General features: G+C 69.8%; 22 protein-coding genes. 13 read left to right on the top strand and 9 right to left on the bottom strand.

Going from position 1 to position 26,735, the window contains the following annotated elements; all coding sequences use genetic code 11:
- Positions 1–134: 134 nt before the first annotated feature.
- Complete coding sequence (locus tag CLV01_RS27315; protein WP_099732771.1) at positions 135–1,760, top strand: ABC-F family ATP-binding cassette domain-containing protein; 1,626 nt, start codon at positions 135–137, stop codon at positions 1,758–1,760.
- Here CLV01_RS27315 and CLV01_RS27310 read toward each other — a convergent pair.
- The gene (locus tag CLV01_RS27310) at positions 1,757–2,464 is read right to left on the bottom strand and encodes a Crp/Fnr family transcriptional regulator (RefSeq protein ID WP_099732772.1); all 708 of its coding nucleotides are present in this window, start codon (positions 2,462–2,464) and stop codon (positions 1,757–1,759) included. The genes CLV01_RS27315 and CLV01_RS27310 overlap by 4 nt on opposite strands.
- A 126-nt stretch (positions 2,465–2,590) precedes the next feature.
- Between CLV01_RS27310 and CLV01_RS27305 the strand changes: the two genes are divergently transcribed.
- From CLV01_RS27305 to CLV01_RS27295, 3 genes are all read left to right on the top strand, one after another.
- Complete coding sequence (locus CLV01_RS27305) at positions 2,591–4,252, top strand: adenylate/guanylate cyclase domain-containing protein (RefSeq protein WP_099732773.1); 1,662 nt, start codon at positions 2,591–2,593, stop codon at positions 4,250–4,252.
- Positions 4,253–4,415: 163 nt separating this feature from the next.
- On the top strand, positions 4,416–4,775 hold the full coding sequence (locus CLV01_RS27300; RefSeq protein ID WP_099732774.1) for a DUF4148 domain-containing protein: 360 nt from the start codon (positions 4,416–4,418) through the stop codon (positions 4,773–4,775).
- A complete protein-coding gene (locus CLV01_RS27295; protein WP_227468487.1) occupies positions 4,762–5,205 on the top strand; it encodes a DoxX family protein in 444 nt (147 codons plus the stop codon). Before CLV01_RS27300 ends, CLV01_RS27295 begins: the two co-directional genes overlap by 14 nt.
- 180 nt (positions 5,206–5,385) lie before the next feature.
- Here CLV01_RS27295 and CLV01_RS27290 read toward each other — a convergent pair whose 3' ends face one another.
- The 4 genes from CLV01_RS27290 to CLV01_RS27275 all read right to left on the bottom strand — a co-directional run bounded on the left by CLV01_RS27290 (position 5,386) and on the right by CLV01_RS27275 (position 9,474).
- Positions 5,386–6,060 (bottom strand): GntR family transcriptional regulator, encoded by a 675-nt coding sequence (locus CLV01_RS27290; RefSeq protein ID WP_012207532.1) that lies wholly within the window; start codon positions 6,058–6,060, stop codon positions 5,386–5,388.
- 71 nt (positions 6,061–6,131) lie between these two features.
- The gene (locus tag CLV01_RS27285) at positions 6,132–7,187 is read right to left on the bottom strand and encodes a threonine aldolase family protein (RefSeq protein WP_099732775.1); all 1,056 of its coding nucleotides are present in this window, start codon (positions 7,185–7,187) and stop codon (positions 6,132–6,134) included.
- Complete coding sequence (locus tag CLV01_RS27280; protein WP_180288461.1) at positions 7,188–8,225, bottom strand: tripartite tricarboxylate transporter substrate binding protein; 1,038 nt, start codon at positions 8,223–8,225, stop codon at positions 7,188–7,190. It abuts the gene before it with no gap.
- 82 nt (positions 8,226–8,307) lie between these two features.
- Entirely contained in the window at positions 8,308–9,474 is a 1,167-nt protein-coding gene (locus CLV01_RS27275) for an ABC transporter substrate-binding protein (RefSeq protein ID WP_099732777.1), read from the bottom strand.
- 401 nt (positions 9,475–9,875) lie between these two features.
- Between CLV01_RS27275 and CLV01_RS27270 the strand changes: the two genes are divergently transcribed.
- The 6 genes from CLV01_RS27270 to CLV01_RS27245 are packed head-to-tail and all read left to right on the top strand — an operon-like array spanning position 9,876 to position 16,440.
- On the top strand, positions 9,876–10,625 hold the full coding sequence (locus CLV01_RS27270; protein WP_012207528.1) for a DUF969 domain-containing protein: 750 nt from the start codon (positions 9,876–9,878) through the stop codon (positions 10,623–10,625).
- Between the two features lies 1 nt (position 10,626).
- Entirely contained in the window at positions 10,627–11,580 is a 954-nt protein-coding gene (locus CLV01_RS27265; RefSeq protein ID WP_043825613.1) for a DUF979 domain-containing protein, read from the top strand.
- A gap of 16 nt (positions 11,581–11,596) precedes the next feature.
- Positions 11,597–12,265: a pyroglutamyl-peptidase I gene (gene pcp, locus CLV01_RS27260; RefSeq protein ID WP_013800620.1), complete on the top strand. Its 669-nt coding sequence runs from the start codon at positions 11,597–11,599 to the stop codon at positions 12,263–12,265.
- A 34-nt stretch (positions 12,266–12,299) separates the two neighbouring features.
- A complete protein-coding gene (locus CLV01_RS27255) occupies positions 12,300–13,058 on the top strand; it encodes a LamB/YcsF family protein (RefSeq protein ID WP_012207525.1) in 759 nt (252 codons plus the stop codon).
- A 9-nt stretch (positions 13,059–13,067) separates the two neighbouring features.
- Positions 13,068–14,663: an urea amidolyase family protein gene (locus tag CLV01_RS27250; protein ID WP_099732778.1), complete on the top strand. Its 1,596-nt coding sequence runs from the start codon at positions 13,068–13,070 to the stop codon at positions 14,661–14,663.
- 49 nt (positions 14,664–14,712) lie between these two features.
- The gene (locus CLV01_RS27245; RefSeq protein ID WP_099732779.1) at positions 14,713–16,440 is read left to right on the top strand and encodes an acetyl/propionyl/methylcrotonyl-CoA carboxylase subunit alpha; all 1,728 of its coding nucleotides are present in this window, start codon (positions 14,713–14,715) and stop codon (positions 16,438–16,440) included.
- A 752-nt stretch (positions 16,441–17,192) separates the two neighbouring features.
- Here CLV01_RS27245 and CLV01_RS27240 read toward each other — a convergent pair.
- Entirely contained in the window at positions 17,193–19,103 is a 1,911-nt protein-coding gene (locus CLV01_RS27240) for a bifunctional metallophosphatase/5'-nucleotidase (protein WP_099732780.1), read from the bottom strand.
- A 148-nt stretch (positions 19,104–19,251) separates the two neighbouring features.
- Here CLV01_RS27240 and CLV01_RS27235 point away from each other — a divergent pair, with 148 nt between their 5' ends.
- Positions 19,252–21,771, top strand: a complete 2,520-nt coding sequence (locus CLV01_RS27235) for a heavy metal translocating P-type ATPase (protein WP_099732781.1) — start codon at positions 19,252–19,254, stop codon at positions 21,769–21,771.
- Positions 21,772–21,926: 155 nt separating this feature from the next.
- On the opposite strand, the gene CLV01_RS27230 is transcribed toward CLV01_RS27235, so the two are convergent.
- The 3 genes from CLV01_RS27230 to CLV01_RS29270 all read right to left on the bottom strand — a co-directional run bounded on the left by CLV01_RS27230 (position 21,927) and on the right by CLV01_RS29270 (position 23,915).
- Positions 21,927–22,634, bottom strand: coding sequence for a riboflavin synthase subunit alpha (locus CLV01_RS27230; RefSeq protein WP_097201347.1), 708 nt, complete (start codon positions 22,632–22,634; stop codon positions 21,927–21,929).
- A 100-nt stretch (positions 22,635–22,734) separates the two neighbouring features.
- Positions 22,735–23,610, bottom strand: coding sequence for a hypothetical protein (locus tag CLV01_RS27225; protein ID WP_043823815.1), 876 nt, complete (start codon positions 23,608–23,610; stop codon positions 22,735–22,737).
- 155 nt (positions 23,611–23,765) lie between these two features.
- Positions 23,766–23,915: a hypothetical protein gene (locus CLV01_RS29270; protein ID WP_013800628.1), complete on the bottom strand. Its 150-nt coding sequence runs from the start codon at positions 23,913–23,915 to the stop codon at positions 23,766–23,768.
- A 196-nt stretch (positions 23,916–24,111) separates the two neighbouring features.
- Here CLV01_RS29270 and CLV01_RS27220 point away from each other — a divergent pair, with 196 nt between their 5' ends.
- Together CLV01_RS27220 and CLV01_RS27215 are read left to right on the top strand one after the other, a co-directional pair.
- Entirely contained in the window at positions 24,112–24,795 is a 684-nt protein-coding gene (locus CLV01_RS27220; protein ID WP_016450853.1) for a DUF2760 domain-containing protein, read from the top strand.
- Between the two features lie 2 nt (positions 24,796–24,797).
- Entirely contained in the window at positions 24,798–26,663 is a 1,866-nt protein-coding gene (locus CLV01_RS27215) for an Hsp70 family protein (protein ID WP_071956844.1), read from the top strand.
- The last annotated feature ends 72 nt before the right edge of the window (positions 26,664–26,735 follow it).

Raw genomic sequence — 26,735 nt, 5'->3', positions numbered from 1 at the left:
TTTCGTTCGCCATTGCAGGAGGTATTCGTCCCATGCGCCATTGATGCTGCCGCTGTCCCAGCGGCCCGCTTTTCCCGACCCTGCCCACCGCACGCGCAATGCATGCAAAGCGGCAAGGAACTGCGTTGGCATCCATGAACTGCGATATGACGAATACCACGATCACGCTCGACGGCGTTTCCTGCGTGCTGCCCGATGGCAGCCCCCTTTTCTCCGATCTTTCCGAAACCCTGGACCACCGCCGCACCGGCCTGGTGGGCCGCAACGGCGTGGGCAAGTCGCGGCTGGCGCGCATCCTGGCCGGGCTGGATGCGCCCTCGCAGGGCCGCTGCCTGCGCTCGGGGCAGGTGCTGTACCTGACCCAGCGCACGGACTGGCATGACCAGCCTTCGGTGGCGGCGCTGGCCGGGCTGCAGCCCGCGCTGGAGGCGCTGGCGCGCATCGAGGGCGGCAGCTGCGATGCCCGGGACTTCGAGCGGCTGGCCGACCGCTGGGATCTGCGCCAGCGCCTGCAGGCCCAGCTGGAGCTGGCGGGCCTGGGCCATCTGCGTGCCGATACGCCGGGCCACGCCCTCAGCGGCGGCGAGGCCATGCGCGTGGCCCTGGCGGGCGCGCTGCTGTCGGGCGCCGACCATCTGGTGCTGGACGAGCCCAGCAACCACCTGGACCGCGAAAGCCGCCAGGCCCTGGCCGCGCAACTGCAGCGCTGGCCCGGTGGCCTGGTCGTGGTCAGCCATGACCGCAGTCTGCTGCAGGGCATGGAACGCATCGTGGAGCTGTCACCGCAGGGGCTTCGCAGCTACGGCGGCGGCTACGCCTTCTATGCCGAAGCCAAGGCGCGCGAGATGGCCTCGGCGGTGCAACTGCTGGAGCAGCGCAAGCTGGAGCGGCGCCGCGAAACGCAGCAGCTGCGCGAGCAGCACGAGCGCCAGCAGCGCCGTGAGGCGCGCGGCCGCCGCCAGGGCCAGGAGGCCAACCAGGCGCGCATTCTGCTGGACCGGCAAAAGGAGCGCAGCGAGGCTTCGGCCGGCCGCCTGCGCCGCCAGCATGCAGACACGCGCGAGGCGCTGGACCAGCGCGTGCGCGAAGCGGCGCGCCAGATCGACCTGCAGGCCGGCATCCGCATGCAGGCGCCGCCACCGGCCGGTGCTCCCTGCGACGTGGTGGCGCTGCTGGACGATGTGCTGCTGCCGTTTTCGTTGTCCACGGGGCCGCGCCTGAACCTGTCTCTGTACGGCGGCCAGCGCCTGGCCGTGACCGGTCCCAACGGCTGCGGCAAGACGCGCCTGCTGGATGTGCTGTCGGGCCGCCTTGCGCCCCAGGCGGGCGAGGTGCGCCGCATGCAGGCCTGTGCCTACCTGGACCAGCGCCTGTCCCTGTTGCAGCCCGGGCGCACGGTGATGGAACAGTTGCAGGACGCCTGCCCAGGCACCCCCGTGGATGTGCTGCGCACGCGCCTGGCCTGGCTCGGGCTGGCGGCCCGGCAGGTGGAGCAGCCCGCGGGCCGGCTCAGCGGCGGCGAGCAGCTCAAGGCTGCCCTGGCCTGCGCGCTGCATGCCGAGCCGCCCGCGCCCCTGCTCCTGCTGGACGAGCCCTGCAACCACCTGGACCTGCCTTCCCTGCAGGCGCTGGAGGCCATGCTGCGCGGCTACGCCGGCACGCTGGTCGTGGTCTCGCATGACGAGGATTTTCTGCAGGCCATCGGGCTGACCGACCGCCTGGTGTGGTCGCCGCAGGGCTGGCGAATGGAGCCCGCCTAGCTTTGCTGGGCTATCAGCGCCTGCAGTGCGTTCACGTCGGTCACCAGCAGCGCCTGGCGCCCCTCCTTGCGCAGCAGGCCGCGCCGGGTGAGGGCGCCCAGCTCGCGCGTGACCTGCTCGCGGTTGGTGCTGATCTTGCTGGCCAGCACCGAGTGCGAAGGCACGGGGCTGATGAGGGCCGTGTGCTCGGGCGAGACGCCCGCCTCCCGCGCCAGGCGCAGCAGTTCCATGTGCAGGCGCGTGGGCACGCCCAGGGTGCTCAGCTCCATGACGCGGTCGGTCAGCCGCCGCACCAGGCCGGCCAGGCCTTCCATCATGCGCAGGGCAACGGCGGGCTCGCGCGCCAGCAGGGCCAGGAAGTCCTGGCGCGAGAGGCTGGCCAGCAGCGAGGATTCCAGGGTGACCACATCGGTGGAGCGTGCCTGGCCGTCAATGGCAGCCAGGTCGCCGAAGTGCTCGCCGGGCCCGTAGTCGCGGAAGCTGACCTCGCGCCCGCCCGGCGAATAGGTGGTGATGCGCACGCGCCCGCTGACCAGGAAGAACACGTCGCTGCCCGTGGAGCGGCGGCTGAACACGGGCTGGCGGGCCTGCAGAGGGCGCCATTCGCAGTCGGCGGCGATGCGGTCCAGGCTGGCGCTGCCCAGGCCCTCGAACAGGGCGATGCCGCGCAGGGCGAAACTGGAGGGCTGGGTGGGGTGGGCCATGGAACCAATAGCGGGCGTAAGGTACAAAGATTCTGGATCGGCCAGGCCCGGCCTAAGTTCCTTCAAGCTGCCGTTCTTGCGGTCTTCTCCTGTCTTCTTCCGCCGTCGGGCGCATCATCGCTTTCCATGGCCCGTGTCCCTCATCCGGCTCTGCCGGCTCTGCCGTCCCTGCGCAGCCTCCACTGGTCCACCGGCCTGGTGCTGTGGACCTATGCGGCGCTGCACCTGTTCAATCACGCCCTGGGCCTGGTCTCGCTGGGCACGGCCGAGGCCGTGCGCGAGCTGGTCCACGGCGTGTGGCGATCCCTGCCCGGCAGCCTGCTGCTCTATGGCGCGCTGGCCGCGCACATGGGGCTGGCGCTGCAGGCGCTGGCGCGGCGGCGCAGCCTGCGCATGCCGGCGCTGGAGGCCGTGCGGCTGCTGCTGGGACTGGGCCTGCCGCTGCTGCTGGCCCTGCACGTGCCGGCCACGCGGCTGGCACAGGAGGCCTGGGGCGTGGACCCCTCGTATGCGCGCATCGTGCGTTCTTCCTGGAATCCGTCCAGCATGGCCATCCAGCTGCTGCTGATGACGGCCGCCTGGACCCATGGCTGCATGGGCCTGCACATGGCCCTGCGTGCGCGCGGCTGGTGGCGGCGGTGGCAGCCGCTGCTGCTCACGGCCGCCGTGCTGCTGCCCGTGCTGGCGGCGCTGGGCATCGTCTCCATGGCGCGCGAGATCGCGGCGGCCGGCCTGCCAGCGCCGGCCGTCCCCTCGCCCGAGGCATCGCAGTGGCTGCGCGCGCTGACGACCGGGCTGCGCCAGGGCTGGCTGGCCTGTCTGGCCGCGCTGCTGGCCGGCCCCTGGCTGTGGCGGCGCATGCGCCTGCGCGGCGCCCGCCAGGTGCTGCTGCACTATCCGGGCCGCACCGTGCAGGTGGCCCAGGGCATGAGCGTGCTCGAAGCCAGCCGCGAGCATGGCATTGCCCATTTGTCGCTGTGCGGCGGCAGGGCGCGTTGCTCCACCTGCCGGGTGCGCGTGTCCGGCCCGGCGGCCCACCTGCCTGCGCCGGGGCGGGACGAGCGCCTCACGCTGGAGCGCGTGGGCGCGCCGCAGGACGTGCGGCTGGCCTGCCAGCTGCGGCCCACGGGCGATGTGCAGGTGGCGCCGCTGTTCCGCTCGCCGGCAGCCGCCCAGGCCGGGCGGGGTGACGAGCAGCGCGAAGTCCGCGAAGTGCGCGCGGTGGCCATCCTGTTCGTGGACCTGCGCCGCTGGTCGGGCCTGGCCGAGCGGCAATGGCCCGTGGACCTGTCCTGGGTGCTGGACCAGTATTTCGAGCGCGTGGGCCAGGCCGTGCACGACAGCGGCGGCATGGCCAACCAGTTCATCGGCGACAGCGTGATGGCCATCTTCGGCCTGGACACCGACCTGGACACGGCCTGCCGCCAGGCCGTGCAGGCCAGTGCCCTCATCGACCGGCGCATGCAGGAATGGAGCCACACCTTCGAGGCGCAGTTCGGCCAGCCGGTGGATTTCGGCATGGGCCTGCATGCGGGGCGCGCCGCCGTGGGGCGCGTGGGCTTCGAGCACACCACCACCTTCACGGCCGTGGGCGAGGTGGTCAACACGGCCAGCCGCCTGCAGGAATACACCAAGAGCGCCCAGGCGCGGCTGGTGCTGTCGCTGGAGGTGGCGCGCCGCGCGGGCGTGGCCGATGGCCTGGGCGAAGTCCGGCAGGTGCAGGTGCGCGGGCGCTCCGAGCCCTTGCAGGCCCTGCATGTGGCGCGGCCCGGCCTGCAGTGGCCGTGAGCGTGGATGGTGGGCGTGGACGATGAGCGTAGACAGTGAGCGCGGGAACCGGAGAGTTTGCGCAAAGCTGTGCGTTTAGGCACTGACGTGCAGGCGGGCGAAGACGAGACTGCAGCCATGCAGAACGCAATCACGCGCTGCAGGATTTGACAAAGGATTCGCCATGAAGCACGCAAAGACCCTCTTCGCCATCGTTTCCCTTTCCTCCGCCTTGTGGTCGGGCATGGCCTCGGCCGCACCGGCCGCCACGGTATCTGCAGAAACCTGGTTTGGCGCCGAGCCCGTCGCCTCCGGCCCCGCGCTGTCGCGCGCCGAAGTGCAGGCCGACCTGGCCCTGTGGAACCGCGCCGGCCTCAACGTCTACCGCGAGTCCGACGTGAACCACTGGGATGCCGACTACCAGCAGCGCCTGGCCCGGTACCAGCGCATGCGCAGCGGCCCCGAGTACCTGGCCGAAGTGCAGCGCCTGGGCGGCTCGGTGAAGGCGGCCGAAGGCCAGGGTTCCGGCCGTGTCCCGGGCTGATGCGATGACGCGCGCCGCCACGCATCGCGCTGCCCACGCCGCAGCATCGCCCTGGGCCGACTTCGCACCGCTGCTGGCCCGGGTGCTGCTGAGCCTGCTGTTCATCTACAGCGGCATCGGCAAGCTGATGGGGCCGGAGGGCACCATGGCCTATATCGCCAAGGCGGGCCTGCCGCTGCCCATGCTGTCGTATGCCATGGCGCTGGTGGTGGAGCTGGGCGTGGCCACGGCCCTGCTGCTGGGCTGGCGCACCCGCGAGGCCGCGGCCGTGATGGCCGTGTTCAGCGTCATGTCGGCGCTGATGTTCCACAACCAGTTCGGCGACAAGGGCCAACTGGTGCAGTTCCTGAAGAACCTGGCGATCGCCGGGGGATTCGTGCAACTGATGCTGGCGCCCGTGGCGCGCTGGAGCCTGGACGCGCGGCGTTGAATGCGAGCCAGTGTTGTGCGCTGAACACTGCCAATGAAACCGGCACTGCCCAAAGCCGGGGACACCGAGGAAGGGCCTACGCCGGCCGCGCCGCCCCGCCCCGAGGGTGTCGTCCCCCTCCCTTGCGAAGCAAGTAGAGAGGGGGAAGCGGCGTCAGCCGCTCAGGGGGTGCCGCCTGTTTCACACCTTGATGCCTTTTTCAGCAAGGCGGCGGGCGTAGGCGGCCAGGATCAGCCGCTCCGAATGCACCAGGTAGTCATTGAGCGCGGCAGCGGCCTCGGCCGGCTTGCCGTCCTCGAACTGCTGCAGGATGCGCGCATTCATGTCCACATAGGGGGCATGCAGGAAGTGCGGGTCGCGCAGCAGGCCGAAGGCCAGCCGCAGCTCGGCCAGCAGGTGCTCGAACATGGTGTCCAGGCGCTCGCTGTCGGCCAGTTGCACCACGGCCTTGTGGAAACTCATGTTGGCCGTGCCCACGCCGGACCAGTCCTGGGCCTCGCGGTGGCGCTGGGCCGCTTCCACGGCTTCGCGCATCAGGCTGCGAGCCGGGTGCATGGGATAGGCCTGGGCCAGCGCCTGGCACTCCACCATGCGGCGCACGCGGTAGATGTCGATGATGGAGGCAATGCTGGGCGCCGCCACCGACACGCCCTTGTTGGGCTCGTGCACCAGCAGCCCCTCCTTGGTCAGCAGCCGGAAGGCCTCGCGCAGCGTGTTGCGCGAGATCTGCAGGCTTTCGCTGAGTGAGGCCTCCGACAGCTTTTGCCCGGGCTCCCAGGCACCATCGATGAGCTTGCTGCGCAGCTGCTCGGTCACGCGGTCGGTCAGGTTGAGGATATCGGTGCTGCGGGTCATGGTGATGGGGGATGCAAGGGTCGATGGGCAGTGTAGCCAGGGCTGGCACTCCTGCCGGCCTCGCGCGGTGCTCAGTTGTCGTGGTGCAGCCGCGTGAAGGTCTGCAGGGCTCTGTCCACGGCCTCGTCGTCAATGTGGCGGTGCGTGACCAGGCGCAGCAGGCCCGCGCTGCCCGTGCGCACCAGCACGCCGGCTTCGGCCAGGCGTGCCTCCCAAAGGCGCGCATCGGCCGCGCTGGTGCCTACGCGCACCTGCACGATGTTGGTCTGCGGCAGTTCGGCCGCGCACCATGCCGGGTGGATGGCGCGCAGGCCCTGGTGCAGGCGGCGGGCGCGTGCGTGGTCCTCGGCCAGGCGATCGACCATGTGCTCCAGCGCCACCAGGCCCGCCGCCGCGATCACGCCGGCCTGGCGCATGGTGCCGCCCAGCATGCGCCGTATGCCGCGCGCCCGCGCGATGAAGTCGGCCGGGCCCATGAGCACCGAGCCCACCGGAGCCGACAGGCCCTTGGACAGGCAGACGGTGACCGAGTCCGTGTGCGCGGCGATCTCGCGGCAGGACAGGCCCAGTGCCACGGCGGCATTGAACAGGCGCGCGCCATCGGTATGCACGGGCACGCCATGGCGGGCGGCCAGGGCATGCAGGGCCGCCAGCGACTCGGGCGCCGCGACGCTGCCGCCCCGTGCGTTGTGGGTGTTCTCCACGGCCACGAGGGCGCTGGGGCAGCGCGCGGATGCCGAGGTGTCCAGCGCCGCTTCCAGCGCGGGCAGGGCGATCAGGCCGCCGTCGCCGGGCAGGCTGCGGTAGTGCATGCCGGTCAGGCCCGCGGCTGCGCGCTCGGCGTTCAGCAGATGGCTGCCGGCCTCGGCCAACACCTCGCCGGGCATGCGGCCATGGGCGAGCACGGCCACGAGGTTGCCCATGGTGCCGCTGGCCACGAACAGGCCTGCGGCCTTGCCAAAGCGCTGGGCCGCCGTCTCTTCGAGCGCACGCACCGTCGGGTCGCCGTCCAGGCCGTCGTCGCCCAGCGGGGCGCAGGCCATGGCTTCGAGCATCTGCGGCGTGGGGCGCGTGACGGTGTCGCTGCGCAGGTCAACGGCGTCGTGGTGATGGTGCAGGGAGGGCATTCAGTCCGCCTTGATGTTGCGTTCCTTGATGACGCGGGCCCAGCGTGCGGCGTCGGTCTCCATCTGGGCGCCGAACTCCGCCGCAGTGCGGGGCGTCAGTTCCAGCCCCAGGGACTGCAGCTTGGCCTGGAGCGCGGGCGTGGCCATGGCGCGGGCCACGGCATCGTGCAGCGCGGTCTGTATGCCGGGGGGCAACCGGGCAGGCGCCAGCAGGCCGAACCAGTGCAGCACGGTGAGGCCGCGCACGCCGCTTTCGGCCATCGTGGGCACCTGGGGCAGGGCCGGCGAGCGCTGGGCACCGGTGGTGGCCAGGGCGCGCAGCGCGCCGCTTTTGATATGGGGGATCACGGTGGGGGCCGAGGAGAACATGCTCTCGGTATGGCCGGCCACCACGTCGGCGACGGCCTGGCCCGAGCCCTTGTAGGGAATGTGGGTGATGAAGGTGTCCGTCTGCTGCTTGAACAGCTCGCCTGCCAGATGCGTGGCCGTGCCCGTGCCGCCCGAGGCGAAGTTGATCTGGCCGGGCCGTGCCTTGGCCATCGCGATGTATTCCTTCACGCTCTGCGCCTTGAGCTTGGGGTTGACGGCCAGCACCAGCGGCGAGGAGCCGATCAGGGCCACGGGCGTGAAGTCCTTGAGCGCGTCGTACGGTGTCTTGTAGAGACTGGGCGTGATGGTGTGCGGCATGTCGGCCAGGAGCAGCGTGTAGCCGTCGGGCGCGGCGCGTGCCACCAGCTCGGCGCCCAGCATGGCCGAGGCGCCGGGCTTGTTGTCCACGACCACGGGCTGGCCCAGTTCGCGCGACAGCTCCGTGCCCAGCGCACGGGCGATGTTGTCCGAGCCGCCTCCGGCCGTGTAGGGCACGACGATGCGCACGGGCTGTGCGGGCCATTTCTGCGCCAGGGCAAGGCCGGGCAGGGCAGCCGCTGCCAGGATGAGCAGGCGGCGCTGCAGGCCCCGGTGCGAAGCGGGATGTGCAGCAGGATGAAAAGAGGGGTGCAAGGCGGGGCGCGGAAGTGGGTGACGTTCGGCAGGCATGGCGAAGGGTCCTTGGTGCAGCGACAGGAAGAAACGATGGGCCGATCCGCCAGCGGCCTGGCCCGCAAGCCACCCGCCTTCATCAACCGATGAAGCGCCCCGCATTGCCCAGCACGCCCAGGTCGATGAAGCTGGAGCCGACATGGGGCGCCTGGCCGCTGTAGTCAATGACGAAGCCGCCCATGTCCCAGTTGCGGATGCCGGCCAGCGCCGAGCGCAGCCTGGCCTGGCTGGGGTCGCGGCCTGCGCGTTCCAGGCCCTCGGCCAGCACGCGTGTGTTCACATAGGCTTCCAGCGTGCCCAGCGAGAACTCCTGCTGCCCGTGGGCGCGCATGGCGGCCTGATAGTCGCGCACCACCTGCAGCTTGGCCTGGTGGGGCGCGGGAACGACCATGGTCAGGGCAATGCCCCGGGCGTCCTCGCCCAGCGGCTTGAGGCTGTCGTTGGGCAGGGTCACGCTCAGGCCGGTGAGCAGCACGCCGGGCGCGCTCTTGCGCAGGCCGCGCACCAGATCGACCGACACCGTGCCAGCCGTGGCCAGCAGCACGGCCGAGGGGTGGGCCGCTTCCACTTTGTTCAACACATCGGCCAGATTCTTGCCATCGGTGGCGATGGCCGCCTGCACGGCGGGTGCCATCTTCTCGGCCTCCAGGGCGTGCGTGGCGTCCTCCAGCATTTCGCGGCCGTAGGCGTTGTCCAGGTAGACGATGCCAATGCCCTTGAGCCCCATGCCCGCAAGGCGCTGGACCAGGCGGCGGACCTCGGTGGTGTAGCTGGCGCGCACATGGAAGACGTTGCGCGATGCCTTGCGCAGCGACGAGGCGCCCGTGAAGGGCGCCACATAGGGAACGCCGGCTTCCTCGATCAGCGGGATGACGGCGGCGTTGTTGGGCGTGCCCACGCAGGACAGCAGGGCAAAGGCCGTGCCCTTGGAGAGCATCTGCCGCACGTTGTCGGCCGTGCGCTGGGGCACGTAGCCGTCGTCAACCATCTGCAGCTGCAGCGTGCGGCCCTGGATGCCGCCACGCGCGTTGATCTGCGCCATGGCCGCTTCCGTGCCCAGCTTGATGTCGGTGCCGAAACCGGCCAGCGGTCCGCTCATGGCGGCCGAGCAGCCGATGGTGATGGTCTTGGCGGACAGGCCTGCCTCATCGGCGAAGGCATTGCGCACGAAGGCCGGCGCCAGCGCGGGAACCGCTGCGATGGCTGCAGCACGGGGAAGCAGGGAAACAAGTTGACGGCGTTGCATGGATTCAGAGCTCGGACAAAAGGGATGGGAGCAGGAAGGTGCCATTCACGCCGACTGCCACGCGTGCGCCGCAGGCCGGGAGGGCGGCCCATTGTAGGAGGCGGCCTCGTCACAGGCGATATCGGGGCAGGGGCATTGTTGTGTTAATGCCTTCTATGGATGTTCAATACACGATAGTTTTTGACATTTGAAAACCCTGTGCGTGCTCAATCCTTGGGCAACGATATGCGGGTTTGTACTATCAGCATGCGCTGATTGTCTTATTCACAATTCGTTTCTGTAAGACAAATTCTTTGTTTTGTTGAACAAAACCAGGTTGGCAGCGCACTCCACGCCACCGGGTTGGGCCTGCGGGGCGGCTTGACGGCCGCTCCGCACCGGGGTGTGAAGGGGGAATCAACATGCTGACTGACGTCAATCTCTGGCCGCTTATCGGAGTGGCCATCATCGTTGCGGGCTTCGTGCTGCGCTTCAATCCCATGCTGGTCGTGATCGTCACGGCCATCGGCACGGCACTGGCGGCGGGCTTCCCCGTCGACAAGGTGCTGGCCACCATTGGCACGGGCTTCATCAAGACGCGCAACCTGCCGCTGATCATCCTGCTGCCGCTGGCCGTGATCGGCCTGCTGGAGCGCCATGGCCTGCGCCAGCACGCGCAGAACTGGATCAGCTCCATCAAGTCGGCCACCGCAGGCCGCCTGCTCATCGTCTACCTGGCCGCCCGCCAGCTGACGGCTGCCGTGGGCCTGACCAGCCTGGGCGGGCATCCGCAGATGGTGCGCCCGCTGCTGGCGCCCATGGCCGAAGGTGCGACCCAGTCGCGCTTCGGCATCCTGCCCGCCAAGGTGCGCGACAAGCTGCGCGCCTACTCGGCCGCCACGGACAACGTGGGCCTGTTCTTCGGCGAGGACATCTTCGTGGCCTTCGGCGCCATCGTGCTGATGACCACCTTCCTGAAGGAAGCCGGCATCGAGGTCGAGCCCATCCACGTCGCGCTGTGGGGCATTCCCACGGCGATCTGCGCCTTCGTGATCCATGCCTGGCGCCTGCGCCGCCTGGACCGCATGCTGGAGCGCGAACTGGCCCAGTACAAGGCCGGTGTCGAGGCCGACGCAGCCAACGCCAACGCCACCCAAGCCAAGGGAGCCTGAAATGACGCTGACCATCCAACACCTGTACTACCTGGTCGGCTTCGTCCTGGCCGTCACGGCCGTGATGACGCTGCGCGATGCCAGCAACCCCAAGCGCTGGTCCAGCGGCCTGTTCTGGGCGCTGTATGCAGCCGTCTTCCTGGTGGGCAATGAACTGCCGCCCGTGGTCGTGGGCGTGATCGCCGTGGCCATGGCCCTGATCGCCGGCTTCGGCGGCGTTGGCAGCGGTCGCCATGCGCCGCGCAGCGATGCCGAATACCTGGCCAGCGCCAAGCGCCTGGGCAACAAGCTGTTCGCACCGGCGCTGGCGATTCCTCTGATCACCATGGTGGGCACGCTCAGCGCCTCGCACCTGGTCTTCGGCGGCACGCCCCTGCTGGACCCCAAGGCCACCACGCTGGTGAGCCTGGGCGTGGGCTGCGTGCTGGCGCTGGGCCTGGCCTGCTGGCTGACCCGCGAGACGCCGGCCCAGGGCATGCGCGAATCGCGCCGCCTGACCGATGCGCTGGGCTGGGCCCTGGTGCTGCCCCAGATGCTGGGCATGCTGGGCCTGGTGTTCTCGGACGCCGGCGTGGGCAAGGCCGTGGCCTATGTGACCACCACCTATATCAACATGGACATCCGCTTCGTGGCCGTGGCCGTCTACGTGCTGGGCATGGCGCTGTTCACCGTGGTCATGGGCAATGGCTTCGCGGCCTTCCCCGTGATGACGGGCGGCGTGGGCGTGCCCATCCTGGTCGGCGTCTACCATGGCGACCCGGCCGTGATGGCGGCCATCGGCATGCTCTCGGGCTACTGCGGCACCCTGCTGACACCCATGGCGGCCAACTTCAACCTGGTGCCCGCCGCGCTGCTGGAGATCGACAAGAATGCCGTGATCCGCGCCCAGGTGCCCACGGCCCTGGCCCTGCTGACCGCCAATGTCTTCCTGCTGTACTTCCTGATGTTCCGCTGATGAGCGGACCCCTGCCATGACCGATTCCACTTCCCCGCGCATCCTGGTGACCGGCTTCGAGCCGTTCGAGCAGGACCCTGTCAATCCCTCGTGGGAAGTGGCGCGTGCCCTGCATGGCGAGACCGTGGCCGGCGCCACCGTCCACGGCCTGCAGCTGCGCTGCGTGTTCGGCGAGTCGCTGCGCCAGCTGCAGGAGGCGCTGGCGCAGTTGCAGCCGGTGCTGGTCATCAGCCTGGGCCTGGCCGGCGGCCGCAGCGAGTTCACGCCCGAGCGCGTGGCCATCAATATCGACGACGCCCGCATTCCCGACCATGCGGCGCGCCAGCCCGTGGACCAGGTGGTGATCCCGGGCGCGCCCGCCGCGTACTTTTCCACGCTGCCCATCAAGGCCGTGGTGCACAACCTGCGCGCGCGCGGCATTCCGTCTTCCGTGTCCAACACGGCGGGCACCTTTGTCTGCAACCACGTGTTTTTCGCGCTCATGCACTGGCTGGCCCAGGGCAAGGCGGCGCCGGGCGCGCGTGGCGGCTTCATCCACGTGCCGGCCTTGCCCGAGCAGGCAGCGCGCAAGCCGGGCATGCCCAGCATGTGCCTGGCCGACCAGGTGGCTGCCGTGCGCGAGACCATTCGCACGGCCCTGACCGTGACCCAGGATCTGAAGGAAAACGCCGGCCAGCTGCACTGAGAGCCTGTGCACCGAGTCCGGCGAGGAGAGAACGATGAAAATTGACCTGAACAGTGATCTTGGCGAGAGCCTGGGCGGATGGCGCATGGGCGACGACGCCGCCATGCTCGACATCGTCAGCAGCGCCAACGTGGCCTGCGGATTCCATGCCGGCGACCCGGCAGGCATCCTGGAGACGCTCAAGGCCGCCCGCGAGCGCGGCGCCATGGTGGGCGCCCATGTGTCCTATCCCGACCTCGTCGGCTTCGGCCGGCGCAACATGGATGTGGCCAGCGCCGACCTGGTGGCCGGCGTCATCTACCAGATCGGTGCGCTGCAGGGCCTGGCCCGCGTGGCCGGCACCGAGGTGCGCTACGTCAAGCCGCACGGCGCGCTCTACAACACCATCGCCCACGACAGGCGCCAGGCCACCGACGTGATCACGGCCATGCGCGCCATCGACCCCAGCCTGGTGCTGGTGGCGCTGGCCGGCTCGCCGCTGATCGACTGGGCGCGCGATGCGGGCCTGACCGTGGTGGCCGAGGCCTTTGCCGACCGCGGCTACACGCCCGAGGGCACCCTGGTCTCGCGCCGCGATCCGGGCGCCGTGCTGCACGATGTGGACCAGATCGCCGCGCGCATGCTGTCCCTGGTGCGCGACGGCGTGGTCGAGGCCGTCGATGGCAGCCTGGTGCGCATTGCCGCCGACTCCATCTGCGTGCACGGCGACAGCCCCGGTGCCGTGGCCATTGCACGCCACCTGCGCGAACGTTTCGAGCAGGAGGGCGTGCGCATTTCCTCCTTCGTGGGCTGAGGGCACACCATGCGTTTTCTACCCGTCAACCGGCAGGCCCTGATGGTGGAGCTGGCCGATCTCGATGAAACCCTGGCCCTGCTGGGCTCGCTGCAGCGCGAGCCCATCGATGGCGTGCAGGAGCTGGTGCCGGCCGCGCGCACCGTGCTCGTGCAGTTCGCTCCCGCCAGGCTGGGCGTGGCCGAGCTGGTGCGCCGCATTGCCGCGCGCGACCTGGGCCAGCGTGCCGAGCGCAGCAATGTGCTGGTCGAGATTCCCGTGCACTACGACGGCGAGGACCTGGGCGATGTGGCGCAGCTGCTGGGCATCACGCCCGAGGAAGTCGTGCGCCGCCACACGGGCAGCGAGTACGCCGTGGCCTTCACGGGCTTCGCGCCCGGCTTTGCCTACCTCAGCGGGGGCGATCCGATCTTCAACGTGCCGCGCCGCACCACGCCGCGCACGCGCGTACCGGCCGGCTCGGTGGCGCTGGGCGGCACGTTCAGCGCCGTCTATCCCCAGGCCAGCCCGGGCGGCTGGCAACTGATAGGCCGCACTTCGGCCCGCATGTGGGACCTGGCGCGCGAGCTGCCCGCGCTGCTGCAGCCCGGCTACCGCGTGCGCTTTGTCGATGCGGCCGGCATGGCACAGGTGGATGAGGCGCCCGCGCCCGCCGTGGCGCAGGCCGTGCCGCATGAAGGCAACGCGCTGCGCGTCAAGGCCACGGGCCTGATGACGCTGTTCCAGGACCGGGGCCGCCTGGGCCAGGCCGGGCAGGGCGTCTCTGCCTCGGGCGCCATGGACCAGGCAGCCTTCAAGGCCGCCAACCGCCTGGTCGGCAATGCCAGCGACCTGGCCGTGCTGGAGACCGTGGGCGGTGGCCTGTCGCTGCAAAGCCAGGGCGAGACCGTGGTCGCCATCACGGGCGCCGATGCGCCCCTGACCGTGACCACCGGGTCCGGCCAGCGCTGGAGCGTGCCGCGCTACCAGGCCGTGGCCCTGGCCGATGGCGACCAGTTGACCGTGGGCCAGCCCGTGGCCGGCGCGCGCTGCTATGTGGCCGTGCGCGGCGGCTTCGCCGTCACGCCCGTGCTGGGCAGCGCCTGCACCGACACCCTGGCGAATGTCGGCCCTGCCGCCCTGGCCGTGGGCCAGGTCCTGCCTGTTCGGCCTGCGGACCGCAAGGCCGTGGCCGCACCCGAGCTGCCGCCCGAGTCCCTGCCCACCACCGGGCAGGACGTGGTGCTGGACGTGGAGCTGGGCCCGCGCACCGACTGGTTCACGCCCGAGGCCGTGGCCCTGCTGGCCGCGCAGCGCTGGCAGGTCACGCCGCAATCGAACCGCGTGGGCCTGCGCGTGGCGGGCGAGCAGCCCCTGGCGCGCGCCGTGGCCGGCGAGCTGCCCAGCGAAGGCACGCCGCTGGGCGCCATCCAGGTGCCCCCCAGCGGCCAGCCCGTGCTGTTCCTGGCCGACCATCCGCTGACGGGCGGCTATCCCGTCATCGGCTGCGTGGCGCCGCACCACCTCGATCTGGCCGGCCAGATTCCCGTGGGCGCCTGGATCCGCTTCAACCCCATCCGCGCCTTCGAGGAATACACCCCCGGCGCGCAAGGCTCCAAGAACTGAACGCGGGGAGCGCCCGGTGGCGCCTGCCCGCAACTGAAAGAAGCTGATCATGAAAAAAGTCCTGATTGCCAACCGTGGCGAGATTGCCGTCCGCATCGCCCGCGCCTGCGCCGACTACGGCGTGAAATCCGTGGCCGTCTACGCCGATGCCGACATCGACGCCCTGCACGTGCGCATGGCCGACGAGGCCTATGGCCTGGACGGCGAGCGCCCGGCCGACACCTACCTGAACATCGCCAAGCTCATCGCCATCGCGCACAAGAGCGGCGCCGACGCCGTGCACCCCGGCTACGGCTTCCTGTCCGAAAGCGAAGCCTTTGCGCGCGCCGTGCTGGATGCGGGCCTGCGCTGGATCGGCCCCACGCCTGAGACCATCGCCAAGCTGGGCGACAAGGTCGAGGCGCGCAAGATCGCCCTGCAGGTCGGCGCTCCCCTGGTGGCCGGCACGCCCGACCCCGTCAAGGATGCCGGCGAAGTGCTGGCCTTTGCCCAGCAGCACGGCCTGCCCATCATCATCAAGGCCGCCTTCGGCGGCGGCGGGCGCGGCATGAAGATCGCGTGGCGCATGGACGAGGTGGAGGAACTCTTTCACTCGGCCGTGCGCGAGGCCGTCACCGCCTTCGGCCGCGGCGAATGTTTTGTCGAGCAATTCCTGGACCGCCCCCGCCACATCGAGGCCCAGGTGCTGGCCGACACCCACGGCAACGTGGTCGTGCTGGGCACGCGCGACTGCTCGCTGCAGCGGCGCAACCAGAAGCTGGTGGAAGAGGCCCCGGCGCCCTTCCTCAGCGACGAGCAGCGCGCCCGCATCCACAGCTCCGCACGCGACATCTGCGCGGCGGCCGGCTACGTCAGTGCGGGCACGGTGGAATTCCTGTTGAGCCAGACAGGCGCCATCTCCTTCCTCGAAGTCAACACGCGCCTGCAGGTCGAGCACCCCGTGACCGAGCAGACCACGGGCGTGGACCTGGTGATCGAGCAACTGCGCGTGGCCGACGGCCTGCCCCTGTCCATCACCGAAACCCCGGCGCCGCTGGGCCACTCCATCGAATTTCGCATCAACGCCGAAGACGTGGGCCGGGGCTTCCTGCCCACGCCCGGCCCCGTGGTGCGGTTCGACCCGCCCTCGGGCCCCGGCGTGCGCCTGGATACGGGCGTGCAGACAGGCTCGGTCGTGCCCGGCAGCTTCGACTCGCTGATGGCCAAGCTCATCGTCAGCGGCGCCACGCGCGAACAGGCCCTGGCCCGCGCACGCCGCGCGCTGGCCGAGTTCCGCATCGAAGGCCTGTCCTCCGTCCTGCCCTTCCACCGCGCCGTCATCGGCCATGCCGACTTCGTGGGCAACGACGGCTTCAAGGTCCACACGCGCTGGATCGAATCCGACTTCGCCGAACCCCTGGCCGCCGCCGTGCGCGCCGAGCCGCTGCCCGACGCCAGCCTGGTGCGCTGCGCGGTCGAGATCGACGGGCGCCGGGTGTCGCTGGGCCTGCCTGCGGTGCTGCTGCAGGGGCTGGCATCGGCTGGCGGCGGTGGGGCTGCCGCGCCGGCTGCCGAATCTGCCGTGGACCCCGCTGCCGTCACCTCACCCATTGCAGGGAACCTGCATGCGTGGAAGGTGGCCGATGGCGACACCGTTCAGGAGGGCGATGTGATTGCCGTCATGGAGGCCATGAAGATGGAGATGCAGGTGACTGCGCATCGCAGCGGGGTGGTTGCGTTGGTGGCTGAGGCGGGGAAGGCGCAGGTGCTGGGGGCTGTGATTGCTCGGATTGGCTGATTTCTGTTTGACCGGTTTTTGATTTTGTTGTGCCTCTGGGGGCAGAGGCCGGGTCTCGCCCCGGCAGGCGACCCACTTTCTTATCGCGCGATAAGAAAGTGGGCAAAGAAGCGCGCCCCAAACTGCCCACGACCCCTTCGCTTCGCTACGGGGCGACCTGCGTTGGGCGGGATGCGGGGTGTGCCGCAGAACTCGCTGCGCGCTGGCGCGCTTCGCTCAAACAACTGCGGCAAGTCAGATGACGAAGCAAGCCTGTCCTTCGGCAGGCTTGCCACCCCGCATCCCGCCCAACGCAGGCGTGGGCAGAAGGGGGGAGGCTGGGGAACAGCCAACAGCCAAAAATGCAAAACAGCCGACGCGCCATCGCTGCGCTCGGCTGTTTTTTTTCAATTGGGCCGAGCGCAGCGACGGCCCGAAAAAACTCCCCCGTATGTCAGCGCCTGCGGCGTGGTGGTTGCGGGGTTGCAGTCCTGCCGAAGGACAGGACTGCTTCGTGATCTGACTCGCTGCGGTTGTCTGAGCGGAGTTCACGCAGTGAACGCAGCGAGTTCCGCAGCGAACCCCGCAACCGCCACGACGCAGGTTGCCCCGCAGCGAAGCGAAGGGGTCGCGGACATCCGGGTCGCCTTTTCTTGGCCTACCTTCTTTTGGCGAAGCAAAAGAAGGTAGGTCGGCCGCCGGGCCGAGACCCGGCCTCGAAAAACAACTCCCCGGCAGGGAACAAAACAGATCCCTGAACCCATCAGGAAGACTCAGCGCCCACCCTGAAAACTACGCGTGCTGTACAGATCCGCCGGCAGCCGCGACAGCAGCGGCAGACCAGACACCGCATCCACCGGCTGCCTCTCGATGTAGTTGAAGAACACATCGGAATCGAGCACGCCAATGTCCAGACGGCGCGCATCAGGCACGGCCGCCAGCGTCTTGTAGCCATCGCCACCCGTGGCATTGAAGCTCAGCACGAACAGCTTGTACGTGCGCGCCGTATCCAGCGGCTTCCACGTCTTGCTCGCGTTGTCATACACCTCGATGCCCGACACGCGCTGGCCGGCCGCCGCTGCCGCATTCACGTCAAAGCGCAGGCCGCCCGTGTAGGGGTAGGGGCCGGTCGTGCCGCTGGGGCCGTAGACGGCCTGCAGGCCGTCCTCGAGCATGCCCTTGACTTCCGTGCCGGTGATGTCCAGGCGGAACAGCTTGTTGCCGAAGGGCAGGACCTGGATGACCTGGGCGGCCGTGGTCTGGCCCAGCAGCGGGATGCGCACGCCGCCGCCGCTTTGCAGGGTGATGTCGGCGCCGCCGTAGTGGCGGTTGGCTTCTTCCAGGTAGGCCTGGGCCACGAGCTGCTGGATGTCGCCGCCGCGCACGCTCACGCTGCCTTCGGAATTGCAGGCGGCGCTGGACTGGCTGTAGTTCATGGTGCCGACGCCGCCGGGCACGCGGCGCGAGCACAGTTCCTGGGGCACGGTGGCGACCTGCTTGAGGTTGAACTGGGCGACCTTGTCCTTGAAGGGCTGCAGCGCGGCCGTGGCCTTGGCCGAGGGCGTGGTCACGCGCAGCACGCCGGTGGCGGCGGCGCTGGCCTTGAGGGCGGTCTTTTGCGCATCGGTGGCGGCCTTGCCGGCGATGGTGAAGCTGTCGCCGATCAGCACATGGGGCGTGCCCGTGCACTGGGTGACGCGGCCGTCGGCGTCGAACTGGACCTTGAGGTCGCCGACGACCTGGGCGTACTCCCAGGCCTGGACCACGCAGACGGGGCTGCCGTCCTTGTCGGCCAGGCGCGTGGGGTAGGCGCCGCCGGGCGTGCCCACGCCGGTGGTGTTGAGCACGTCGGGGCCGAGCAGGGTGTGCGAGTCGCCGCCCACGACCACGTCCACGCCGCTGAGCTTGGGCACGATCTGGCGGTCGTACTCATAGCCCACATGGCTCATGACGATGATCTTGTTGATGCCCTTGGCGCGCAGCGCGTCGATTTCGCGCTGGGCCGCCGTGGCCTCGTCCTCGAAGGTGGTGTCGGCATCGGGGCTGGACGATGCCTTGGTCTTGCCCGCAATGGTCAGGCCGACGATGCCGATCTTCTGGCCGCCGCGCTCCACCACGGTGGAGGGGTTCACATAGCCGGGCGCCTTGGCCGCGTTCAGGGCCGAGTTGGCGCCAAAGCGCACGTTGGCGCTGAGCACGGGCGTCTTGCAGGTGCCGGCGCGCAGGCGGTCCAGGAAGGACTTGAGGCCGCTGTCGCCCTTGTCGAACTCGTGGTTGCCCAGCGTGAAGGCGTCAAAGCAGACGGTGTTCATGAGCGCGGCATCGGCTTCGCCGTCGGCGCCTGCGCGGTTGAAGTACAGCGTGCCGGTGAGCGCGTCGCCGGCGTGCAGCTTGAGCACGTTGGGCGACTGCGCGGCCAGCTCCTCGATGGCCTGGGTCACGCGCGCAAAGCCTGCGGCGTCCACGGCCACGGCTTCGGCCTTGCCCGTGCCGGCGTCCAGCTGCAGGGTCTTGCTCTTGGACTCCAGCGTGGAGTGGTGATCGTTGATGTGCAGAATGCGCAGCTCCAGCGGCTGGCCTGCGGGCGTGTCGTTGCCGGAGCCGCCGCAACCGGCGATCAGGGCGGAGGCAGCCAGGGCCACGGCCAGCGGGCGCAGGGCGGGGCGATGGGAGGTCAAGGACATGAACGGGTTCTCTCTGTATCGGTTTGTCACGGCCGCCGATGCTGGGCAAGGCTGATGACACGGCGATGAAATCGCTTTGCAGGGGGCTTGACCTTGACATGGTGGCAATCTCTAAAGTGCCTGCATGCGAGAACAAAGGAGTCAGGCAATGAATGCATCGACCAAGGCCGGCATGGCCATAGACCTGCCCGTTCAGGGCATGACCTGCGCCTCCTGCGTGGGGCGTGTGGAACGCGCGCTCAAGAAGCTGCCGGGCGTGCAGGAGGCCGTGGTCAACCTGGCCACCGAAAAGGCCAGCATCCGCTTCGAGGGCGCGGCCGATCTGCCGGCCGCCATTTCCGCCATCGAGAAGGCCGGCTACGAAGTGCCCCAGTCCAGCGTGGAACTGGAGGTGGAGGGCATGACCTGCGCCTCCTGCGTGGGCCGCGTGGAGCGGGCGCTGAAAAAGGTGGAGGGCGTGCAATCGGCCAGCGTGAACCTGGCCACCGAACGTGCAGTGGTGACGCTGGCTGGCAGTGCAGATGTGGCGGCCCTTGTGGCAGCTGTGCACAAGGCCGGGTACGAAGCGCGTCCGCTGGGCGCCAGCGCGAACCCGGCCAGTGAAGGCGGCGCTGCGCAGTCGCCGGCCGAAGACGGCACGGAGCAGCGCCAGGCGCGCGAGCGGGCCTCGCTCAAGCGCTCGCTGATCGTGGCCACGGTGTTTGCGCTGCCGGTGTTCGTGCTGGAGATGGGCGGCCACATGGTGCCGGCCTTCCACCACTGGGTGGGGCAGGCCATCGGCACCCAGAACAGCTGGTATCTGCAGTGCCTGCTGTCGGCCATCGTGCTGTTCGGGCCGGGCCTGCGCTTCTTCCAGAAAGGCATTCCCGCGCTGCTGCGCGGCGCGCCCGACATGAATTCGCTGGTGGCCGTGGGCACCTCGGCGGCGTTCGCCTATTCGCTGGTGGCCACCTTCGTGCCGCAGTGGCTGCCGGCCGGCACGGTGAATGTGTATTACGAGGCGGCGGCCGTGATCGTGGCGCTGATTCTGCTGGGCCGCTTCATGGAGGCGCGCGCCAAGGGCAATACCTCGGAGGCCATCCGCCGCCTGGTGCGACTGCAGGCCAAGACGGCGCGCGTGCGCAAGGACGGCGCCGTGCAGGAAGTGGACATCGCCGCCGTGCGTGCGGGCGACACCATCGAGGTGCGGCCCGGCGAGCGCATTCCCGTCGATGGCGAGGTCATCGAGGGCAGCAGCTTCGTCGATGAATCCATGATCAGCGGCGAGCCCGTGCCGGTCGAGAAAACCCCGGGTGCCGAACTGGTCGGCGGCACGGTGAACCAGAACGGCGCGCTGGCCTTTCGCGCCACCAAGGTGGGCGCGGACACGCTGCTGGCGCAGATCATCCGCATGGTCGAGCAGGCCCAGGGCTCCAAGCTGCCCATACAGGCGCTGGTGGACCAGGTCACCATGTGGTTCGTGCCGGCCGTGATGGCCGTGGCCCTGCTGACCTTCGGCGCCTGGCTGGCCTGGGGGCCGTCGCCCGCACTGAGCTTTGCGCTGGTCAATGCCGTGGCCGTGCTCATCATCGCCTGCCCCTGCGCCATGGGCCTGGCCACGCCCACCTCCATCATGGTGGGCACGGGCCGGGCCGCGCAGATGGGCGTGCTGCTGCGCAAGGGCGAGGCCCTGCAGACCCTCAAGGACTCCCGCGTGGTGGCCGTGGACAAGACCGGCACGCTGACGCGAGGCCGCCCCGAGCTGACCGACCTGGTGCTGGCCCCCGGCTTCGAGGGCGAGCGCAGCCGCGTGCTGGCGCTGGTGGCGGCCGTGGAAGACCGCTCCGAGCACCCGATTGCACGCGCCATCGTGGATGCTGCCAAGGCCGAGGATCTGCCGCTGGGCGCCGTGGATCGCTTTGAATCGGTGACAGGCTTTGGTGTGCGCGCCCAGGTGGACGGTGTGCGCGTGGAGATCGGTGCCGACCGCTTCATGCGCGAATTGGGCCTGCAGGTGGACACGCTGGCAGACGAGGCCGCGCGCCTGGGCGACGAAGGCAAGACGCCGCTGTATGCCGCGGTGGACGGACGCCTGGCCGCCATGATCGCCGTGGCCGATCCCATCAAGGACAGCACGCCGGCCGCCATTGCCGCGCTGCACGCCTTGGGCCTGAAGGTGGCCATGATCACCGGCGACAACCGCCGCACGGCCGAGGCCATTGCGCGCCAGCTGGGCATCGACGAGGTGGTGGCAGAGGTGCTGCCCGGCGGCAAGGTCGATGCCGTCAAGCGCCTGAAGGCCGAACACGGCACGCTGGCCTATGTGGGCGACGGCATCAACGACGCGCCGGCCCTGGCCGAGGCCGATGTGGGCCTGGCCATCGGCACGGGCACGGACATCGCCATCGAGGCGGCTGACGTGGTGCTGATGTCAGGCGACCTGGGCGGCGTGCCCAATGCGATTGCGCTGTCCAAGGCCACCATGGCCAACATCCGCCAGAACCTGTTCTGGGCCTTTGCCTACAACGTGGCACTGATCCCCGTGGCCGCGGGCCTGCTGTACCCCGTCAACGGCACGCTGCTGTCGCCCGTGTTCGCGGCCGGGGCCATGGCGCTGTCCAGCGTCTTCGTGCTCAGCAACGCGCTGCGCCTGCGGCGTTTCAGTCCGCCGCTGGCGGCGGGGCGTTGAGCAACTGGACGGTATTTGTCCCTTTTTGCACTGCGCAAGATCCGTAGCTTGTGAGACTGGCACGACCCAACTCAGGGACACCGAGGAAGGGCCGCCCCGCACCGAGGGTGTCGTCCCCCTCCCGCGAAGCGAGAGAGGGGAAGGCGCGTAGCGACTCAGGGGGTGCCTAGTTTTGGGACTTCGATGAAGTCGTCCAGGCTCAGGCCTTTTTCCTTGAGCAGGGCTTCAAGCACGGGCTGCAGGCGGCCCAGGCTTTGCTGCACGGTCTCGCGCACCGTGTCCACCACGACCTGGGTGCTGCGGTCGATCTCCACATTGAGCAGGTCGCCCACGCCCTTGGACTCGAACACGGTCATGCGGCGCGTCTCGGGGATCAGCCAGACCTCGAACCAGCCCGCCTGGCGGTCCACCTCGGACACCGTGAGGCTGGCGCCGTTGATGGCGATGTAGCCCTTGGCGAACACGTAGTGGCGAAAGCCCTCGGGAATGCCGAAGCGGATGCGGTGGTTGGTGTCGCTGGAGGCCACTTCCAGCACGGGCGAGGTGAAATCCACATGGCCCGACAGCGGATGGCCGCCGATCTCGGCACCATCCTTTGCCGCGCGTTCCACATTGACGCGCCCGCCCACGGCATAGCCGCCCAGCGTGGTGATGTTCAGGCTTTGCAGCATCACGTCGAACGTGGCGCGCGTGGGCGAGAGGATCTCGGTCACCGTCAGGCACACGCCGTCGGTGGAGACGCTGGCGCCGATGGCCAGGTCCTGGCAGAAGCCTTCGGGAAAGTCGAGGGTGAAGGTGCGCAGGCCGTTCTGGTCGCGCAGCGCGGCAATGCTTGCCACGGCCTGGATGATGCCGGTGAACACGATGTGGGATTCCTTGGAGCCGCCCGTGCGGCGGCGAAGCGGGTATTTTGCATCGCGGCGCTGCGCTGCGGGGGCGCAGGCCGGCGTGTCCCTGCGGGCATCAGGCCGGTGCTGCTGCCTCTTCCCACCAGCCGCTGAGCAGGGCTGGGGGCCGCTGCGCCGCATGCACCCAGGCACAGGACGGCCAGGCATCCTGCTGCACGTTCATGCCCGCGTAGATGCCGTAGCCGGGGCCGGCCGCGATCTCGCCTTCGGCATGCAGGGTCTCGCCCGCGCGGATGCTGCAGGCCGCACGGATGTCGCCCAGCGCACGCATGCCCCAGTCCACCTCGATGTGGCTGCCGCCTTCCACGTCGGCGCCAGCGTACAGGCCGTGGCCCAGCTCGATCAGGCCGCTGGCGCGGATGCTGCCGCCCGCGCGCAGGCCCTTGCCGCAGCGGATGGCGCCCTGCACCTCGATGTCCTGGCCGGCCTGTGCCCCTCCGCCCAGGCGCAGGTCGGCGCCGCAACGCAGCTCCCAGCCGGCGCGCACGTCCTCGGCGCGCAGTTCCTCGTGCACGTCCACGCTCCAGGCGGCCTTGACCAGGCCGCCGGCCTGCAGTGGGCCGCTGCAGAAGATGGCGCCGCCGCTGTGCAGGTCCTGGCCGGCCTCGATGCGGCCGGCGTGGATGCCGGCGCCGGCCTGCAGCGTGCGACCCACGGCCAGCAGGCCGGGCACGCGCAGCTCGCCATGCACGACGACGCTGCCCGCGAACACCAGGGCATCGGCCTCCAGGTGATCGACCTCCAGCACGGCGTCGGTGGGGCCGAACTGGTTCATGAGCCAGCGCGCATCCTCGACGCGGCCATCGCCCACCAGGGCGTCGAGCACGCGCTGGTAGTCGTTGCCGTCATGGCGGTTGCGCACGAACCAGCGAAAGCCCGCCGCGCAGGGGCTTTTGGCACGCAGAAAGTTTTGGGAGAGTTCCATGTCCATCATCGGCTCCGGGGTCAAGGCGGCTGCGCCATGCGGCGGCGCGGCCGAAAAGGCGTGCAGGCCAGGGAGATGCGGGGCGTGGGCCGGCAGCTCCTGGCATGCGCTTCGCATGCGGGATTCGCTGCGGGGGCCGTGCGGGAAGCTGGGGGTGGACCTCAGGCTTTCCGCACGGCGGCGGAAAGCAGGGCCGTGAAGCCGCACAGGCTGATGAAGGCCGTGGGCACGCCGTGCACGCGCTGCGGCCGCTGCGCGCGCAAGGCGGTGCAGCGGGTCGGGGCGTGGCGGAAAAGGCGTGTATGGGCCATGGACAGGGGCAGGAGCAGCCGCGATTATGCCGCGAGGCCATTTGCGCACGGGGGCATGGGGCCGTGTACAGGACGGGGCTTCGTTGCTTTGGGTAACATCACGGACCCTGCGGGCGCCCGGTGGAGGACCATCGGCGCCCGGTTGCCCTGCTGCGCGGCGATCGGCCCGGCAGGGTCCTCTCGCCAAGAGAAGCCCATGAATTCCAAGACTCCCCCCTCGTTCCTGAGCCGCATCGCCATCGCGATCGGCAGTTTCTTCGCCATCCTCGGCAACGGCCGCCTGGCCGCCGATGTGTCCCGCCTGCGCGACGGCGAGCCGCTGGCCGCCGACGTGCCGCCGCCCGCACCCAAGGAGGTGCGCGTGGAGGTGCCCGTGGACCGGATCGTCGAGGTCCGCGTCGAGGTGCCTGTCGAGAAGGTGGTCGAGAAAGTGGTTGAAAAGCGTGTCGAGGTGCCGGTCGAGAAGATCGTCGAAAAGACCGTCGTGGAGCCGGCCGCACCCGCTGGCACCGCCGCCCTGCAGTTGCTGGGCCTGCTGCAGCGCGAGGCGCGCTTCGTGGACTTCGTGCAGGAAGACGTGGCCGGCTATGCCGACGCCGAGATCGGCGCCGCAGCGCGCGTGGTGCACGAAGGCTGCCGCAAGGTGCTGCGCGAGCATTTCAGCATCGCCCCCGTGCGTGCCGAGGCCGAAGGCAGCCGCGTCACGCTGGCCGCAGGCTTTGATGCCGCCGCCGTGCGCCTGACGGGCAACGTGGTCGGCCAGGCACCCTTCACGGGCACGCTGGGCCACCGCGGCTGGCGCGTGGACGATGTCCGCCTGCCCCAGCTCACCGATCACAAGGCTGCCGCCATCGTGGCCCAGGCCGAGGTGGAGCTGTGAGCATGGACCAGTCCCGTCAATCCTCCCAGGCGCGCTACAGCATCGGCATCGACCTGGGCACCACGCATTGCGCGCTCTCCTATGTGGACCGCCAGGCCAGCGATGGCGAGAAGGTGGAGCAGGGCGTGCTGGACATTCCCCAGCTCACCGGCCCCTCCAGCGTGGAGGCGCGCCCGCTGCTGCCGTCCTTCCTTTACCTGCCGCATGAAAGCGAGCTGACTGCGGCCGACATGGCCCTGCCCTGGGGCGCCAGCCAGGACTTCGTGGTGGGCGAGTTCGCGCGATCGCGCGGCGCGGCCACGCCGATCCGGCTGGTCTCCAGCGCCAAGAGCTGGCTGTGCCATCCGGGCGTGGACCGCCGCTCGCCCCTGCTGCCGGCCGATGCGCCCGAGGAGGTGCACCGCGTCTCGCCCCTGACCGCCTCCATCCGCTATCTGTCGCACCTGCGTTGGGCCTGGGAGCAGGCCCATCCCGAGGCGCCGTTCGACGCCCAGGATGTGACGGTGACCATTCCCGCATCGTTCGACCCGGCCGCGCGCGAGCTGACGGCCGAGGCCTGCCGCGCCGCGGGCTTTCAGAAGCTCACACTGCTGGAGGAACCCCAGGCTGCGCTGTACAGCTGGATCCAGGCCAGCGGCGGCCAGTGGCGCAAGCAGGTGCAAAGCGGCGAGATCATCCTCGTCGTGGACGTGGGCGGCGGCACCACCGACCTGTCGCTGATCGCCGTGCTGGAAAAGGACGGCGGCCTGGAGCTGCAGCGCGTGGCCGTGGGCGAGCACATCCTGCTGGGCGGCGACAACATGGACCTGGCCCTGGCCTACGGCGTGGCGCGCAAGCTGGCCCAGGAGGGCAAGCAGCTCGACGCCTGGCAGACCCGCGCCCTGGCCCATGGCTGCCGCCAGGCCAAGGAGCAACTGCTGGCCGACGCCTCGCTGCAGTCCGTGCCCGTGGTCGTGCCCAGCCGGGGCAGCAAGCTCATCGGCGGCAGCATCCGCACCGAGGTCACGCGTGACGAGGTGCTGCAGATGCTGGTGGAAGGCTTCTTCCCGCGCGCAGCCGTCTCCGACAAGCCCCAGACCCGCGCGCGCGCCGCGCTGACCCAGCTGGGCCTGCCGTATGCGCAGGACGCGGCCGTCACGCGCCATCTGGCGGCCTTCCTCTCGCGCCAGGCCGGCGCCACCGAGCAGATCGAAGGCCTCAAGGGCACGCAGCCCGAGGGCGCGTCCTTCCTGCATCCCTCGGCCATCCTGTTCAACGGCGGCGTGCTCAAGGCGCCGCAGATCGAGCAGCGCATCCTGGAAGTCGTCAACGGCTGGCTGGCCGGCGAGGGCGCGCAACCCGCGCGCCTGCTGGATGGCGCCAACCTGGACCTGGCCGTGGCGCGCGGCGCCGCCTACTTCGGCCATGTGGCGGCTGCGGGCCGTGGCGTGCGCATCCGTGGCGGCACGGCGCAGAGCTATTACGTGGGCGTGGAAAGCAACATGCCCGCCATCCCCGGCATGGAGCCGCCTATCTCTGCCCTGTGCCTGGCGCCCTTCGGCATGGAAGAGGGCACCGAGGTGGCGCTGGACACCCAGGAATTCGGCCTGGTCGTGGGCGAGCCCGTGCGCCTGCGCTTTTTCGGCTCCTCCGTGCGCCGCGCCGACCAGGTCGGCACCGTGCTGGACTTCTGGGGCCCAGAGGAACTGGTCGAGCTGCAGGAAATCGAGGCCCACCTGCCCGCCGAAGGCCGTGCGCCCGGCGAGATCGTGCCCGTCACCCTGCATGCACGCGTGACCGACATCGGCACGCTGGAGCTCAACGCCGTGCCCGTGGGTGGCGAAGAACGTTGGAAGGTGGAGTTCGACGTGCGGGCCGATGTAGCGTAGCCCGCCCCGGCGGCAGGCCCGGTCCGGGCCGCGCACCGTGCCCTGTATGACTGCCGATATGCCTGATACTGC

This window comes from Delftia sp. 60 (genome assembly GCF_002754395.1).
In the GTDB taxonomy this organism is placed as follows: domain Bacteria; phylum Pseudomonadota; class Gammaproteobacteria; order Burkholderiales; family Burkholderiaceae_C; genus Comamonas; species Comamonas acidovorans.
This window is presented reverse-complemented; position numbering and strand designations above follow the sequence as displayed.

Coding starts and splice junctions, on each gene's coding strand:
- CLV01_RS27240 (WP_099732780.1), bottom strand. CDS start 19,103: ATGTCCTTGACCTCCCATCGCCCCGCCCTGCGCCCGCTGGCCGTGGCC.
- CLV01_RS27280 (WP_180288461.1), bottom strand. CDS start 8,225: ATGCCTGCCGAACGTCACCCACTTCCGCGCCCCGCCTTGCACCCCTCT.
- CLV01_RS27285 (WP_099732775.1), bottom strand. CDS start 7,187: ATGCCCTCCCTGCACCATCACCACGACGCCGTTGACCTGCGCAGCGAC.
- CLV01_RS27290 (WP_012207532.1), bottom strand. CDS start 6,060: ATGACCCGCAGCACCGATATCCTCAACCTGACCGACCGCGTGACCGAG.
- pcp (WP_013800620.1), top strand. CDS start 11,597: ATGACCGATTCCACTTCCCCGCGCATCCTGGTGACCGGCTTCGAGCCG.
- CLV01_RS27305 (WP_099732773.1), top strand. CDS start 2,591: ATGGCCCGTGTCCCTCATCCGGCTCTGCCGGCTCTGCCGTCCCTGCGC.
- CLV01_RS27310 (WP_099732772.1), bottom strand. CDS start 2,464: ATGGCCCACCCCACCCAGCCCTCCAGTTTCGCCCTGCGCGGCATCGCC.
- CLV01_RS27270 (WP_012207528.1), top strand. CDS start 9,876: ATGCTGACTGACGTCAATCTCTGGCCGCTTATCGGAGTGGCCATCATC.
- CLV01_RS27245 (WP_099732779.1), top strand. CDS start 14,713: ATGAAAAAAGTCCTGATTGCCAACCGTGGCGAGATTGCCGTCCGCATC.
- CLV01_RS27265 (WP_043825613.1), top strand. CDS start 10,627: ATGACGCTGACCATCCAACACCTGTACTACCTGGTCGGCTTCGTCCTG.
- CLV01_RS27315 (WP_099732771.1), top strand. CDS start 135: ATGAACTGCGATATGACGAATACCACGATCACGCTCGACGGCGTTTCC.
- CLV01_RS27225 (WP_043823815.1), bottom strand. CDS start 23,610: ATGGACATGGAACTCTCCCAAAACTTTCTGCGTGCCAAAAGCCCCTGC.
- CLV01_RS27220 (WP_016450853.1), top strand. CDS start 24,112: ATGAATTCCAAGACTCCCCCCTCGTTCCTGAGCCGCATCGCCATCGCG.
- CLV01_RS27235 (WP_099732781.1), top strand. CDS start 19,252: ATGAATGCATCGACCAAGGCCGGCATGGCCATAGACCTGCCCGTTCAG.
- CLV01_RS27250 (WP_099732778.1), top strand. CDS start 13,068: ATGCGTTTTCTACCCGTCAACCGGCAGGCCCTGATGGTGGAGCTGGCC.
- CLV01_RS27300 (WP_099732774.1), top strand. CDS start 4,416: ATGAAGCACGCAAAGACCCTCTTCGCCATCGTTTCCCTTTCCTCCGCC.
- CLV01_RS27255 (WP_012207525.1), top strand. CDS start 12,300: ATGAAAATTGACCTGAACAGTGATCTTGGCGAGAGCCTGGGCGGATGG.
- CLV01_RS27275 (WP_099732777.1), bottom strand. CDS start 9,474: ATGCAACGCCGTCAACTTGTTTCCCTGCTTCCCCGTGCTGCAGCCATC.
- CLV01_RS29270 (WP_013800628.1), bottom strand. CDS start 23,915: ATGGCCCATACACGCCTTTTCCGCCACGCCCCGACCCGCTGCACCGCC.
- CLV01_RS27215 (WP_071956844.1), top strand. CDS start 24,798: ATGGACCAGTCCCGTCAATCCTCCCAGGCGCGCTACAGCATCGGCATC.